At 70.3% G+C, this 14,304-nt stretch carries 16 protein-coding genes and 1 pseudogene; 13 read left to right on the forward strand and 4 right to left on the reverse strand.

Features of this window, described 5'->3' with window-relative positions; genetic code table 11:
• Positions 1-37 precede the first annotated feature (37 nt).
• The 4 genes from D7V93_RS22125 (at position 38) to D7V93_RS22140 (ending at position 4,039) form a co-directional block, all read left to right on the forward strand.
• The gene (locus D7V93_RS22125; protein ID WP_120612599.1) at positions 38-415 is read left to right on the forward strand and encodes a response regulator transcription factor; all 378 of its coding nucleotides are present in this window, start codon (positions 38-40) and stop codon (positions 413-415) included.
• A gap of 163 nt (positions 416-578) precedes the next feature.
• Positions 579-1,079, forward strand: coding sequence for a hypothetical protein (locus tag D7V93_RS22130; RefSeq protein ID WP_120645306.1), 501 nt, complete (start codon positions 579-581; stop codon positions 1,077-1,079).
• A gap of 217 nt (positions 1,080-1,296) precedes the next feature.
• Positions 1,297-2,823 (forward strand): ligand-binding sensor domain-containing protein, encoded by a 1,527-nt coding sequence (locus D7V93_RS22135; RefSeq protein WP_341870955.1) that lies wholly within the window; start codon positions 1,297-1,299, stop codon positions 2,821-2,823.
• A gap of 301 nt (positions 2,824-3,124) precedes the next feature.
• Entirely contained in the window at positions 3,125-4,039 is a 915-nt protein-coding gene (locus tag D7V93_RS22140) for a metallophosphoesterase (RefSeq protein WP_120645307.1), read from the forward strand.
• A 21-nt stretch (positions 4,040-4,060) separates the two neighbouring features.
• On the opposite strand, the gene D7V93_RS22145 is transcribed toward D7V93_RS22140, so the two are convergent.
• Positions 4,061-4,498 carry a DoxX family protein gene (locus D7V93_RS22145; protein ID WP_120645308.1) on the reverse strand — a complete coding sequence of 146 codons (438 nt, stop codon included), beginning with the start codon at positions 4,496-4,498 and terminating at the stop codon, positions 4,061-4,063.
• 217 nt (positions 4,499-4,715) lie between these two features.
• Between D7V93_RS22145 and D7V93_RS22150 the strand changes: the two genes are divergently transcribed.
• The 8 genes from D7V93_RS22150 (at position 4,716) to D7V93_RS22185 (ending at position 11,192) form a co-directional block, all read left to right on the forward strand.
• A complete protein-coding gene (locus tag D7V93_RS22150) occupies positions 4,716-5,603 on the forward strand; it encodes a transporter (protein WP_372338335.1) in 888 nt (295 codons plus the stop codon).
• A complete protein-coding gene (locus D7V93_RS22155; RefSeq protein WP_120645309.1) occupies positions 5,603-6,352 on the forward strand; it encodes a hypothetical protein in 750 nt (249 codons plus the stop codon). Before D7V93_RS22150 ends, D7V93_RS22155 begins: the two co-directional genes overlap by 1 nt.
• Entirely contained in the window at positions 6,349-7,665 is a 1,317-nt protein-coding gene (locus tag D7V93_RS22160; RefSeq protein ID WP_120645310.1) for an ATP-binding protein, read from the forward strand. Before D7V93_RS22155 ends, D7V93_RS22160 begins: the two co-directional genes overlap by 4 nt.
• Entirely contained in the window at positions 7,662-8,219 is a 558-nt protein-coding gene (locus D7V93_RS22165; RefSeq protein WP_120645311.1) for a response regulator transcription factor, read from the forward strand. The genes D7V93_RS22160 and D7V93_RS22165 overlap by 4 nt, the downstream gene beginning before the upstream one ends.
• A gap of 135 nt (positions 8,220-8,354) precedes the next feature.
• Complete coding sequence (locus D7V93_RS22170) at positions 8,355-9,806, forward strand: hypothetical protein (protein ID WP_244237433.1); 1,452 nt, start codon at positions 8,355-8,357, stop codon at positions 9,804-9,806.
• A gap of 94 nt (positions 9,807-9,900) precedes the next feature.
• Entirely contained in the window at positions 9,901-10,332 is a 432-nt protein-coding gene (locus D7V93_RS22175) for a VOC family protein (RefSeq protein WP_120645313.1), read from the forward strand.
• Between the two features lie 9 nt (positions 10,333-10,341).
• Positions 10,342-10,704 carry an ArsR/SmtB family transcription factor gene (locus tag D7V93_RS22180; RefSeq protein WP_120645314.1) on the forward strand — a complete coding sequence of 121 codons (363 nt, stop codon included), beginning with the start codon at positions 10,342-10,344 and terminating at the stop codon, positions 10,702-10,704.
• On the forward strand, positions 10,701-11,192 hold the full coding sequence (locus D7V93_RS22185; protein WP_120645315.1) for an SRPBCC domain-containing protein: 492 nt from the start codon (positions 10,701-10,703) through the stop codon (positions 11,190-11,192). The genes D7V93_RS22180 and D7V93_RS22185 overlap by 4 nt, the downstream gene beginning before the upstream one ends.
• Before the next feature lie 41 nt (positions 11,193-11,233).
• Here the strand turns inward: D7V93_RS22185 and D7V93_RS22190 are convergent, their stop codons facing one another.
• Entirely contained in the window at positions 11,234-11,704 is a 471-nt protein-coding gene (locus tag D7V93_RS22190) for an NUDIX hydrolase (protein WP_120645316.1), read from the reverse strand.
• Positions 11,701-13,134, reverse strand: coding sequence for a DUF2380 domain-containing protein (locus D7V93_RS22195; protein ID WP_120645320.1), 1,434 nt, complete (start codon positions 13,132-13,134; stop codon positions 11,701-11,703). The genes D7V93_RS22190 and D7V93_RS22195 overlap by 4 nt, the downstream gene beginning before the upstream one ends.
• 297 nt (positions 13,135-13,431) lie before the next feature.
• On the opposite strand from D7V93_RS22195, the gene D7V93_RS45080 reads away from it, so the two are divergent.
• A complete protein-coding gene (locus D7V93_RS45080) occupies positions 13,432-13,608 on the forward strand; it encodes a hypothetical protein (protein ID WP_158623819.1) in 177 nt (58 codons plus the stop codon).
• A gap of 80 nt (positions 13,609-13,688) precedes the next feature.
• On the opposite strand, the pseudogene D7V93_RS22205 reads toward D7V93_RS45080, so the two are convergent.
• A pseudogene (locus D7V93_RS22205) lies at positions 13,689-14,304 on the reverse strand (hypothetical protein); the annotation flags it as partial.

Raw genomic sequence — 14,304 nt, forward strand, 5'->3', positions numbered from 1 at the left:
GCGGGGGGTGCTTCCCTGGGCTCGCAGGGGGAATGGGATGGAAGCGCATCACACGCTGCTGGTCGTGGACGACGACATGGACATCCGCGACGCGCTCCAGGACGTGCTGGAGCTGGAAGGGTATGCCGTGCAGCTGGCGGCGGACGGCCTGGAGGCCCTGGAGCGGCTGCGCTCCTCGGAGCCCCGGCCGCAGCTCATCCTCCTGGACCTGATGATGCCGCGGATGGACGGCGTCGCGTTCCGCGAGGCGCTGCGCCATGAGCGCGCCTGTTCGGACATCCCGGTGCTGGTGGCCAGCGCGGACCTGGACGTGCGCGACACGGTGGATGGGATGGGCGTGGCGGGCTACCTGCGAAAGCCCCTGGACCTGTCCGCCCTGCTGTCCACCGTGAAGCGGTTGTGCCTGCCCGTCTGAGGGCCGCGGACCCCTCCGGGTGTGCCTGCCTGCCCTGCATGCGACGGGGCGGCGCTGACGCAGGGGGCCAGTTGGCGCGAGAGGATGGCCGCCCCACCCTTTTGGGCAGACGCGAGGCCTCAAGACGCGGACCAAACCACATGCAGGGAAAGGGAGCGGGACCATGAAGAAGCTCATCGTCGCGGCAGTGATGTGCCTGGGTACGGCCGCTTTCGCGCAGAACGCCACGGGGACGCCGGCGCACCCGTCCAAGGACGCGCCCAGCGCCCAGCAGATGAACGGCCCGAGCACGGGCGTGAAGGCCGAGGAGGTGGGGCCCGCCATCAGTGACACCGCCAAGAAGGTGGTGGGCGAGGACACCTCCAAGGACAAGGCGGACGCCGCCAACAAGTCGGGCGTCTGGAAGATGAAGGACGCCTACAGCCTGGCGGGCACCGTGAAGAGCCCGGAGAACGACGAGCTGACCATCGCGCGCACCGGCACGCTGCCGGAGGTGAAGCTGGACGTGCGCGACCAGACGGTGGTGACCCTGGACGGCAAGACCGTGAAGGCGAACGAGCTGCCGGAGGGCGCCAGCGTGCGCGCGAAGTTCCAGCTGGAGGGCGACGACTCCGTGGCCCTGGAGCTGAAGGCCACTTCGCCCAAGGGCGCGCCGAAGAAGTAACGCTCGCGCGTACAACGCCTTGAAGCATCCGGCCGGGCCCGCTTCCCACACCAGGGAAGCGGGCCCGGCTTTTTTACCGCCGTCCTTCCTGCACATTCAGGGCACCGCGAGGGCCTGGATGGGAAAGGGATTGCCCTCTTCCCCGTGGGCCCTGGCAGTTCCCCCGTGCTCCGGGGCAGGTACGCCGCTTGCTTAGAGCCCACGCGGGGAGATCACGGTGAATCGACGACTGCTGGGCGTGTGTGTTGGGGCGATGGTGATGTCGGTGTGGGCCTGTGGTGGGAACGACGAGCCCACGACTCCGGTGGAGGATCCGGGCGACGTGGATACGCGGCCGGGGATTGATGCCGGGACGGATGCCGGGACGGATGCCGGCACGGACGCGGGCACCGGCACGGACGCGGGGACGGATGCCGGCACGGACGCGGGCACCGGCACGGACGCGGGGACGGATGCCGGCACGGACGCGGGCACCGACGGCGGCACGGAGCCCGGGCCCGTCACGGACCGGTGGCCCACGGATCCGGTGACGAACTACTCGCAGCGCTACGGCATCGGGCAGGTGCGGTCGGTGGGCCTGGACCAGGGCAAGAACCTCTGGGTGCTGGACGGCAACCGCGTGGGCGTGGTGCGCGCGGACACGCAGAAGCTGGTCTGGGTGTCGGGCGCCGTGGGCGGCAACTCCACCTTCATCTGCGGCGGCGCGGCGGGACGCGCCTACGTGGGCTACAGCGCGGAGGACCTCCAGCCGGATCCGGAGTACCCGGGCCTGCACACCAACTTCATCGTCACCGACACGGAGAAATGCGAGGTGCCGGTGGGTGACACCCAGTGCTACCCGTTCAGCGCCCGCCGCCTGCAGTACTACAAGGACGGTGACGTGGACGCGGTGAAGCTGGACGCCCTCAGCGGGCAGGTCCTGGTGGAGGACCACCTCAACCAGTCGGTGCGTCACCCGGGCGGCGGCACCGCCACGCAGACGGGGCCGCGCGTCGTCGAGGGCGTCAGCCTGGGCATCCGCAACAGCAACGACCACCACTTCGACGAGGACCGCAGCATGCTCAGCTGCGTGTCGGTGATGAAGGGCGCGAACAAGGGTGACGTCTACGTGGGCAGCAACCACGGCGTCACGCGGATCCGCAACCTGGAATACAACGCGCACCGGCACCCGGTGTGGTTCGACTCGAACGGCTCCCAGTACGCGGGCTACACCTACAGCCTGGGCATCGCGCAGGACGGCGACGTGCTGATGGCCAACGACTGGAACTTCGGCATCGTGAAGCCCTCGCCCCGCCTGGGGGACTGGGACAACACCGACACGGCCATCAACCCGGCCAAGGTGAAGTCCTCGTACCTGCCGGAGCTCAACTCGCAGTCGGCCTTCGACTACTGGCGCGGCTTCCAGCAGACGACGGACGGGCGCTACTACCTGGGCAGCAAGTCGCTGGGCCTGTGGCAGATGGAGCTCACCACCTCCACCAGCCCCACGCAGAAGGGCACGCGCATCGGCGCGGAGGTGGGGGCGCTGGACGCCATCAACTCCCTGGCCGCCACCAATGACGGCTCGCTCTTCATCGCCACCAACGCGGGCGGCCTGTACCGGCTGACGCCCGCCAAGACGCTGGAGAAGGTGGACGCCGTGCGCGCCAACCGCGTCCTCCAGCTCGTCTACGACCCGTCCGTGACGCCCGGCATGCTGCTGGTGCTCACCTCGGACGGCCTCACGGTCCTGCGCGGCTACTGAAGCAGCCCTCACGCGCAGCACCTGGCCCCTCGGCGTGCCCTCCTGGCGCCGGGGGGTTCGTGCGTTCTCAGGGACCCTCTGTGTGGGTCCCACCCCGGCATCGCATGTCGCACGACGCGGCACCGGGGCCCACCCGCGCGGGGGCCTGGAAGGACGCGGAAATGTTCCGGAAGGCGACCCGGTTCTGCTTCCACCCCCGTGCTGGCCGCAAGGGGGACAAGCGGGCCGGGCCCCCGGGCCTCACACACGCCGGACCGCTCTTCTACAATTGCCCCTCGTCTCGCCGGAGGAATCTGAACGCATGCGTCTGAGACTCGCCCGCCGCCGTCACGCCGCTGGTGCCGCCTCCTCTTCCTCCCGGGCGCAGGCCCTGCAGGTGGAGCCGGGCGGTCGCAACGAGCTCCTGGCGCGAGGACCGGATCCGTTCCGCCCCGACCAGCGGCTGCGCTGGCGCGACCACTTCGTGCTCACCGAGCACCTGCTCCAGTTGGACGGCATCCACCCGGAGCATGACGGCCTGCGCATCGCGCAGCTGTCGGACGTGCACGTGGGGCAGGCGACGTCGGACGTGCGGATCCGCCGCGCGGTGGCCGCGGTGAACGCGGCGGCGCCGGACCTGGTGTTCCTCACGGGCGACTACGTCACGCACAGCCCCAAGCCGCTGCCGCGCGTGCGCGAGCTGCTCAAGGGCCTCAACGGCCCCGTCTTCGTGGTGATGGGCAACCATGACCACTGGGTGGACGTGGCCTACCTGCGCGCGGGCTTCGAGGACCTGGGCTACACGGTGCTCCAGAACGAGCACAGGGTGGTGCACGTGAAGGGCGCGCCGGTGACGGTGCTGGGCATCGACGACGGGCTGACGCGCATGGACGACGTGGAGGCCACCTTCCGGGGCGCGCCCACGTCCGGCACGCGGCTGGTGCTGGCCCACACGCCGCCCACGGTGGAGAAGCTGCCGGCGCACGCGGGCCTGGTGCAGTTCTCCGGGCACACCCACGGCGGGCAGTTCATCGTCCGGGGCCTCACGGAGGCCCTCTTCCGCCGCGCGGGCCAGCCGTACATCCGCGGCCACTACCGGGTGAACGGCAACCACCTGTACGTGAACCAGGGGCTGGGCTTCGGCTTCGGCGGCCCGTACCTGCGCCGGGGCAGCACGCCGGAGGTCGCGTTCTTCACCCTGCGCACCGCCGCGGCCTCCCACGTCGGCGCGCCCTGATTCCTGCGGTGACGCGCAGGGTCAGCGCAGGGGCGTCCCCAGCTTCATGCCTCCGAGGGACGTCTCGCGCTTCTTGCGCGACAGGCTGAAGGGCCCGGGCCCGAAGTAGACGATGAGCAGGGAGCCTCCCGCCATGGAGAGGTTCTTCATGAAGTGGATGAGGTTGTTCTGTGCCTGCACCGGGTCCTCCATCCGCCAGAAGTGGTGGACCATGACGGCGGACGCCACCAGGAAGACGGCGAGCATCGCCGCGCCCAGGCGGGCGAACACCCCCAGGAGCACGCACAGGCCGCCCACCACCAGCACGCCGCCGGACACCAGCACCGCGAGGCGCGGGTCGGGCACGCCGGACGCCTGCGCATAGGCGGTCAGCGCCTGGAGCTGGAAGAAGTGATTGAGGCCGCTGGTGATGAAGATGACCGAGAACAACAGCCGGCCCAGCGGCGCGAGCAACCCCATGGGAACCTCCGTGCGTCCAACCTCTCCCCCTCAACGCGGACGGGTGGATGTCATTCTCTACTTATGCACTGCGGGAGTGGGCGGACAGGCGGCCCCCGTTCGCTCGTCAACTCACGGGACGGGCGGACAGTCCGTCCGTCTCCGGGTCGACGCACCGGCGGGCTGCGACAACTCGCCGCAGGAGACCGGGACGGCCGGACGGTAGGGTCCGCCCGCCTTGAGAACCCTGACCCTGGCCATCCTGTGCGCCGCGCTCCTGGTCCCCGCCTCGCGGGCGTGGGCCTGCGCGAGCTGCGCGTGTGGAGACCCCACGCTCACGTCCATGGGCGGCGAGCAGCCCTTCGAAGGGCGCCTGCGGCTGTCCACGATGCTGCGCGCATGGGGCCACACCGAAGGCCAGGAGCGCCTGGACGCGCAGCGGCTGCGGGAGCTGCGCATGGACGTGGCGGTGGCGTACGCGCCCCGGCCCTGGCTGGTGCTGGCGGTGAACCTGCCGCTCCAGGCCCGCGAGGTGCGGGACGTGAGCCTCGCGCGCGAGCGCGGCTGGGGCCTGGGCGACATCGACGTGAGCGCGAAGGCGTTCGTGTGGAAGGACCGGGACTTCTCACCGGACCAGCTCCTCAGCGTGGTGGGCGGGGTGAAGCTGCCCACGGGCCCCCGGCTGCACGCGCGGGACGGGACGGCGCTGGGGCTGGATGCGCAGCCGGGCAGCGGGTCGGTGGACCCCATGGCGGGGCTCGCGTGGCAGGGCTTCCGGGGGGCGTGGTCGTTCGGGGCCACCGTCCTGGGCTTCCTGCCCACGCGCGGCCGCGAGGACTACCGGCTGGGCGCGTCGGTGCGCACGTCGGTGGCGGCGCAGTACCAGCCCTCGACGCGCTGGGCGGTGCGCCTGGGCGTGGACAGCCGGGTGGAGAAGGCGGCCGACACGAACGGCGAGCCCGAGGCGAACGGCGGAGGCTTCATCGCCTATGCGTCGCCGGACGTGCTCTTCAGCCCGGGCATGGACGTGGTGCTCCAGGCCGGGGTGCGCCTGCCCTTCGTCAACCAGCTGCGCCGGGTGTCGTCCACGCCCATCGCGCAGGTCTCGCTCGCGTACGACCTGTGATGCCCTCCTTCGCGCGGCTCATGATGCTGCTGTCCGTGGCGGTCCTGGGCGCGTGTGGCGAGCGCGTGGACGGCGTGCACGTCACCCTGGGGCTGGAGCACCGCGCCGCGCACGGCGTGGAGGCCTCGAGCGGCGGGCGCACCCTCACCCGGGCGGATGGACAGACGCTCACGCTGACGCGCGGCTACGTGACGCTGGGCAGCGTGGAGCTGAAGCCCTGTGAGGAGGCCCTGGGCTGGCGCCTGCTGCGGGCGCTGTCTCCCATTGGCACCGCGCACGCGCACTCGGCGGGGTCGCCGCTCAAGCTGGGCACGCCGCACGTCAGCGGGCTGGAGCGGCCGGACGGGAACGTGCTGACGCTGGGCACGCTGCGGCCGGCGCCAGGGCGCTACTGCCGGGCGCGGCTCACCTTCGAGCCGGCGGACGCGGACGCCGAAGGGCTGCCCTCCGCGGACAGCGGCGTGGACATGGAGGGACGGACGCTGTGGCTGGAGGGCACGCGGGTGCCCGCGGGAGGAGGCGAGCCCCTGCCCTTCCGGCTCGTCACGTCGAACATCGCCACGGTGGAGGTGGTGCTGGACGGGCTGACGCTGTCCGAGGACGCGCCGTCCGCCGAGCGCGTCTTCGTGCTCGCCTGGGACACGTGGCTCGCGAGCGTGGACCTGGAGGCCCTGGAGGCCCAGGAGGCCGCGGCGTCGGTGCTGGACACGGTGGCCCGCTCCGTGGCGATGTCCTCCGTCACGCCATGACGACCCCGCCGTCCGCCTCGCCCCTCCTCGCCGAACCTTCGCCCCGGGCGCGCATCAACCTGGTGTGGCTGCTGCGGCTGCGCTGGGGCGTGCTCGTCGGGCAGGCGGTGCTGGTGGTGGTGGCGACGTGGGGCCTGAAGCTGGCGCTGCCGGTGTCGGCGCTGGTGGCGCTGCTGGCGGTGGAGGCGCTGACGAACGCGGCGGTGCGCGCGGGCCTGTCGCGGGCGCAGCCGGTGGCGGAGGCCGCCATCTTCGGGCTGATGCTCTGGGACACGCTGGTGCTCACGGGGCTGCTCGCGTTGAGCGGCGGGACGCACAACCCCTTCACGACGCTGTACCTGGTGAACGTGGCGCTGGGCACGGTGCTGCTGCCAGCGCGCCGGACGTGGGCGATGCTGGTGTTCACGCTCCTGGCGTTCGGTTCGCTGTTCGTGTTGCAGGACGTGACGCTGCCGGGGCTGGCGCGGCCGGACCACGCGGAATTGATGCGGCTGCACCTGAGCGGCATGTGGGTGGCGTTCGCGGTGGCGGCGGGCTTCATCGTGTATTTCATCCAACGCGTGACGCGGGCGCTGGCGGAGCGTGAGCAGGAATTGGCGCAGACGCGGGCGCGGCACGCGCGGCAGGAGAAGGTGGCCTCGCTGGCGACGCTGGCGGCGGGCGCGGCGCATGAGCTGTCCACGCCGCTGTCCACCATCGCGGTGGTGGCAAAGGAGCTGGAGCGGGCGCTCGCCGCGTCCAGCCCCTCCGAGTCCGTGCGCGAGGACTTGCGGCTCATCCGCCAGCAGGTGGACCGGTGCCGGGACGTGCTGGTGCAGATGTCCGCGGACGCGGGCCAGACGACGGGAGAGCCCTTCCACCCCACCCCGCTCCGGCACCTGGTGGAGGAGACGCTGTCGGAGCTGCCGGGCCGCGAGCGCGTGCGGGTGGACGTGCCCGAAGCGCTGAAGGACTGGCGGGTGCACGGGCCGCCCCGGGCGCTGGCCCGGGTGCTGCGCGGCCTGGTGAAGAACGCGTTGCAGGCCACGCCGGGGAACGGGCCGGTGGCCTTGAGCGCGAGGGCGGAGGGCACGGGCGCGCGGCTGGAGGTGCGCGACGAGGGCCAGGGGATGCCGGAGTCCGTGCTGGCCCGCGCCGGTGAGCCCTTCTTCACGACCAAGGCGCCGGGCGAAGGGATGGGATTGGGATTGTTCCTGGCTCGCTCGCTGGCGGAGCAGCTGGGCGGTGCATTGGAATTGCGCTCGAAGGCGGGCGAAGGCACGACGGTGGGACTGAGCCTGCCGGGAGCGCCCGCGCAGGAGGCGGCGGCGTGAGCACGGCCCCGGTGGACCACCGCCCCAGCCTGTTGCTGGTGGACGACGACGCGACGCTGCGCGAGCGCCTGGCGAGGGCCTTCCGGGAGCGCGGCTGGGACGTGACGACGGCGGGCCACCACGAGGAGGCGATGGCGGCGGCGGGGCGCGAGTCGCCGGAGTACGCGGTGGTGGACCTGCGGATGCCGGGGCACAGCGGGCTGGAGCTGGTGAGGGACCTGCTCGCGGTGGACGCGGCCACGCGCATCATCGTGCTGACGGGCTATGGCAGCATCTCCACGACGGTGGATGCCATCCGGCTGGGCGCGGTGAACTACCTGCCCAAGCCCGCGGACGCGGACGACATCCTGGCGGCGTTCGCGAGGGCGGCGGAGGAGCCCTCCGTGGCGGCGCCGGAGACGCTCCAGGCGCCATCCCTGGCGCGGGCGGAATGGGAACACATCCACCGCGTGCTCGCGGACAGCGCGGGCAACATCTCCGAGGCCGCGCGCAAGCTGGGCATCCACCGGCGCTCGCTCCAGCGGAAACTCCAGAAATACCCGCCGTCACGTTGACACTCTGCCGCGGAGTCCGCGCCCACCCATCTCGCTTTTCCCGTGCGTTTGGAGTTGCCTGTCAGGTGACTCGTCATCCACCTCTGCACGGGAGCATTGATGCATTGTCGTTGGATTGTCGTCGCGGTGACCTTGATGTCCGTGGGTTGTGCCCACTCCAAGCGCACCCCTGAATCAGAGCTGCCCCAATACGAGCACGTCTTCCAGAAGCCGCTGGCCGAAGCGCTGGCCGCGACCCGCCAGCTCCTGGAGGAGCAGGGCCACACCTTCGAGGAGACAGAGGATCCGAACCAGCTCGTCACCCAGTGGAAGGGGCCCGGCAAGAGCGCCTCCCGAGCCGAAACCCACACACGCTACCTGGTGACGGGCATCGTCCTGAGCCCGCGCCAGTCCGTCGTCCGCATCTTCCGCATGACCCAGCAGGCGGCGGGCAACGACGTCGAGTGGCGCAATCACTGGTGGAAGATTTCGGCCGAACGGGGGGAGCACATGTCGAACCCCTTCGTGAAGGCCGTCGACCTCCAGGAGAACGACGCCGAGACCAAACGTCTGGCCATGCTTCGCGGAGCGCAGCACGGGGTCCGGGACCTGGAGCTGGAGAAGGCCCTCACGCTCCGCCTGGAGTCCGCGCCCTCCGTGGAAGTCATCAGCGGCAACGTGATGGAGGCGAAGCGGCCCACCGCCGTGAGGGCCCCCGAGTTCTACCTGGACCGCTGGCAGGAAGAGCCTCCCACGGCGGGTCCGTGCACCACGTCCGTGCGAGGCCTGGAGGAGCTGCTGCACCCCGGGCTGACGCTCATCATCGGAGAACAGCTCGGCTCGCGGGAGGCGCCGGAAGTGGTGGGCCATGCCGTGTGTCAGGCCGGGCAGACGGGGCTCGCGGTCGTCCTCGGCCTGTCCCTTCCGGCGTCGGAGCAGGCACGCGTGGACGCGTACCTGGCGAGCCCCGGCGCCCCGGCGGATCAGGACACGCTGCTGGAGGGCAACTTCTGGTCGCGGCCCTATCAGGACGGCCGCAGCAGCCGCGCCATCCTGGACCTCATCGACCGGGTGCGCGCACTGCGCGCCGCGGGCCAGCGCGTGACGCTGGTGGCCTATGACACGGACGTGCTGCGCGGCAGCGAACGCGACGCGGCCCAGGCCAAGGTGTGGACCGAGCGCCGCGCCAGGAAGCCCGATGAAGTCCACGTCGTGCTCGCTGGCAACACGCACACGCGCACCACGAAGGGCACGGACTGGGACAAGGACTTCACGCCCATGGCCCACCTGCTGAAGGGCTACCCCTCGCTCGTCGTGCTGGAGATGAGCTACGCGCAGGGCACGCGGTGGGGCTGCGACCTGGACCGGAGCGGGAAGCTGGCGTGCGGCATCGTGGGCGCCACGCCGGCCCCCAGGGTTTCGGCCCCCGCCGGACTCAGCCCCTACGTCCAGCGCCTGGAAGCCCCGGCCGACGAGGGCTTCCAGGGCCTGCTCTACGTGGGAGAGCTCACGCCCTCCATGCCCGCCATCCTCGGGCTGCGGGAAGCGCCTCCACCGTCGTCCATGCCGGCGCCTCCCCCCATCCACATGAAGCCCCCCATCTTCTAGCGGGCCGCCCGACTCCCGGGTTGACGAACGTTAACGTCAGGGTTAATCATTCACCCTGACGTTAACGACTTTCATCCGCCCTGGAGTCACCGCCATGAAGCCGACCCCCGAAGGCTGGCCCCGCATCTCCTCCTTCATCTTCTACGAGGACGCCCCCGCTGCCATCGACTGGCTGGAGCGCGCCTTCGGTTTCCAGACGCGGCTCAAGGTCGAAGGGGCGGGCAACACCATCGTGCACTCGGAGCTCGTCTACGGCGACGGCGTCGTCATGGTGGAGTCCGCCCAGCGCCGCCCCGTGCACATCACCCCCCGGCGGCACGACGGCGCCAACACCCAGAGCCTCATGGTCTACGTGGACGACGTGGACGCCCACCATGCCCATGCCCGCGCCGCCGGGGCCACCATCCTCCAGGAGCCCGAGACCAAGAACTACGGCGACGACTGGGGCACCAATCGCGGCTACGGCGCCGCCGACCTCGAGGGCCACCACTGGTGGTTCACCCAGCGCGTCCAGGGTCCGGCGTAGCGTACGGACATGGCCACCCCGTCCGCGCTCGACCGCACCCTCTCCGCCCTCGCCGACCCCACGCGCCGGGGCGTGGTGGACCGCCTGCGCCAGCGGCCCCACCCCGCAGGGGAACTCGCTGCCGCATTCGACATGAGCCCTCCGGCCATGTCCCGCCACCTGCGCGTGCTGCGGCAGACGGGGCTCGTGGAGGAGAACGTGGACGCGGACGACGCCCGCGTGCGCGTCTACCGCCTGCGTCCGGAGCCCTTCGCCGCGCTGCGCGGCTGGCTGGACGAGGTGGAGTCCTTCTGGGAGGACCAGCTGGGCGCCTTCAAGGCCCACGCGGAGCGCACCCGGGGCACCAAGCCCCCTGGAGGCCGCAAGTCATGACGATGTCCGCGGACCGCGCCCGCGTCACCACCTTCGTCGCCGTGTCCCCGCTGGATGCCTTCGAGGTCTTCACCCAGGAGACCGACGTCTGGTGGTCCCGGGGTCCGCGCTACCGCGCCCTCCAGGTCCCCCGGGGCGTCCTGCGCTTCGACCCTCCCGGCCCCGGCGGCCGCCTGCTGGAGTCCTCCGACACGGAGGAGTTCGAGATCGGCCGCGTGCTCGTGTGGGAGCCCGGCGCGCGGCTCGTCTTCCAATGGCGCGCGAGCAACTTCGCCCCCGATGAGCTCACGGAGGTGGAGGTCCGCTTCGAGTCCAGCTTCGGCGGCACCCGCGTCGTGCTCGAACACCGGGGCTGGGACTCCATCCGCGCGGACCACCCCGTGCGCCATGGCGAGGATGGCCCGACCACCGTCGGGAGGCTGGGCCGGTGGTGGGGGGAGCTCGTCACGCGCTTCCGGCTCCACGCTACGCGGGTCCGCCCAGGTTGAAGGCTGCGCATTGCAATGCGCAATGCGCAGCACCTCGCGGGTCAGACTTCCTCGTCGGGAAGGAGCGTCCGGAGCAGTTCGTCGTCAGGACCGAGCGGACGCCAGCCAGCAGGGGGCGGATTGGCGAGGAGCGACGTCCTGCATTGGCGTGCGCGCTCCTTATGAGTCTCTGGGGTATAGGCAATCCAGGGGCCAAGTGCCTTTGCGACCACGAATCGACTCGTGTCATCAAGCACGGCCGGCCACCCGTTGGGGAGGCTTTGACTCAACATGCGCACGAGCACGTCTCGAACAAAGGCCGTTACCTGCTTGTGCTGCTCTGCTTCGTATCGCAAGCCACTCAGTACCTGAATCCCTGCGATGTCATCCCGTCCCAGTTCATCGGCCAGCGCCACCAGTGATGCGGTAGGACGGACCTTTGCAAAGGCGGTGAGCGAATCGTATCCACGCTCGCGGACCCTCTCGTAAAGGCGGGTCTTCCAGTGACCTTCCCAGGAACGATCCTCGCTCATCGACTTCTTCCAGTGACGAAGTTCATCGGGACTTTGTACTCCTTCATCCGCTCCGCGACGATGTTCAGGACCTGGCTGCGCGTCAACCTCCGACCTGCCGTGGTCTCAGCTTCGTGCAGCGCCTCCGTGATCATCCGGTTCCATTCTCCGGGCCACATGCGCCCCAGCTTCCAGTCTCCTCCACCGTGAATCGCTTCGTGGTGGGCCCGCTCCAACCGGACGCAGAACTGGTCGATATCCATGGCACCCTTGAAGCCGCGCTGCTCGAACCATTCGCGGTGCTCTTGCGGCAGCACATGGTGCTTCGGAGCATCCGACATGCCCGCCCCCGCTCTGCCGGTTTCATGCATGCCTCGCACTTCAGGGCTGTCCCCCAGCGCTTCGCGCACGCCCTTGGGCAAGCCCTGATGCGCCTGGGCCATCATGACCTGTCCGCCCTGAATGAGGACGGCCGCGCTGACGGCAGGAACGGAGATGACGCCCGCCTGCACGAGCCTTCGCATCATTTCCACCCACTCGGCGGAGACAACCATCCGCGAGCCGACCATGACTCCACCCGAACTCATCACGAGGCCCACGCCGAGCGTGGCGGGTGCCGAGGGCGGCAGTCGTGGCAGGGACATCTTCAGCGTGGAAATCATCGTGACCATCTCCACCGCCTGCATCGCCGCGATGACCTGCCCGCCCAACTTCAGGGTCGCGCGGGTTTCCCGCTGGAGCGTGTCGAATTCACGCGTCAGCTTCCCCATCAGTTCGGGCATCGCGGTGGTCGCCGCCTCCACCCGCTCCGGGTCCAGTGAAGCGAGGTCCGTCAGCGTGGGCTCCATCAGTCCCTGCACGCGCTGCAGGTCGACGAAGAGCTTCTCGACGCTGCACAGGGGGCAGTGTCGGAGCACGGCGTCCGCGAGGTGGAGGAAGTCCACCCAGGTGGCCAGCAGGAGCGTCCCGAACTGAGCCGCTTGGAGCTTTGGCCCCGTCATGCGCAGGAGGCCCAACTCCAGTTCCGTGTCGCCGACTTCCGAGGCTGCATCCGTCAACGCGGTGGCGCTCCTAATCGCGGCATGAAGCCCTGTCACCTGCTTGGAGCCCTGGTCGAGGTAGCGCGTGAAGATGCCGGTGAGGCCCCATCCTCCGAGGGCTGGAGGACGGGCCGCCAGCTTGGAGAACGCGGCTTCGACGCTGGCCAGGAAGCCCTTCACCTCGTCCGTGGCGTCGAGGACTGCCTGACGCGTCAATGCCGCGCTCCGGGCCCTCCCCCCAACCGCTGCACCCCTGCTGCCTTCTCCCGTTCCCGGAGTCTCCACCCACGCGGGCGAGGAGGTCTCTCGCGGCGCGTAGCTCAAGCTTCGGCCACGCCCAGGCGCTTGCGGCACGGAGGCGCATCCCGTGGCAAGCAGCACCAGGGCCAGCACCAAGGCGTCAGCGCGCAGGGTCCATCCCCAGACCCACCAACGCGAAAGCGTCTGGCCGCAGCCTGCCTCCCAGCGTCGGGAACAGCCGCGTCCCGCCAGGTCCCGGAAGAATTCGTAGGAGGTATCCCCCTGCGTGAAGAGCACGACGCCGCTGGAGAGCGGCGGGTTGGACGGATGGGCCATGCGGACAATCCCTTGTACCTGCGCGAGAGGGATTCGCGCGAAGGGAGGTGCATGGTAGTGCCCGCCTCGCTCCAGGAGAACGATGCGGCGGGTTCAACGCCCCTCAACCCCTCTCACTCCGGAGGATGCCCAATGCCAACGTTCGACGAAAAAACCAACAACATTTTGAACGGTCGCGATCTTGCCCGGCTTGGACTCTTCGAGGGTGGCCCATCCGGGATCATCTCGATTTCCCAACTCGATGCAGACCGGCACCCGCTGGTCATTTACGTCAGGACGCAAGCCGTCAGCCGCCCCCGGCTTCCGTGACACGCCTTCACATGGGTACACCCGGCCTGGAGGAGCGCCGCCGGCTCCGCGCCCCTCCCCCGGAAACCCCTGGCGGGTGATTACGGACAGGGGCCGCAGTCCGCAGCGCAGCTGAGCGCCGTATTGCTGGTGCCGCACTTCTCCGTGAGCTGGCACGCGCCGTCACCGCAGCGGTAGATGTCCTGGGGCTGCATGCGCGTGGTGACGGGGCGGTAGGTCACGCCGTTGTACGTGCAGCGCGTGTAGTAGGTCCGCGTGGGGTCCAGCGTGCAGTAGTAGCGGCACGCGCCCACGTGGGTCAGCGGCAGGCACGCCGCCGTGTCGCTCCAGGCCGACAGGCCGCAGGTGCGCACCGTGCTCTCGTCGTAGTCCAGGTAGGCGCCGTCATTCGCCGCGAACAGGCCCTCGCCCGTGAAGAGGTTGCCGAAGAAGCACGCCTCGCGCTCGCTGTAGGTGCTCAGCTCGTCCGTCGTGTACGGCACCGCGCCGCCCACCGCGTCGCGCCCCAGCACGGAGATGTCCACGTGCACGCCGTACTTGTTCGCGTGCGCCGCCAGGCACGCGCTCACCACCTGCTGCTCCGCCGCCGTCGCCGGCGCGCCCCCCGCCCAGCCCGGCGCCAATCCCAGACTCCCCTTCCACGTGTAATGCGTCCCCGTCGCGGGCGACTGGTACGCCAGCTCCCTCCCCGCCGCC

This window comes from Corallococcus llansteffanensis (assembly GCF_003612055.1).
Lineage (GTDB): Bacteria > Myxococcota > Myxococcia > Myxococcales > Myxococcaceae > Corallococcus > Corallococcus llansteffanensis.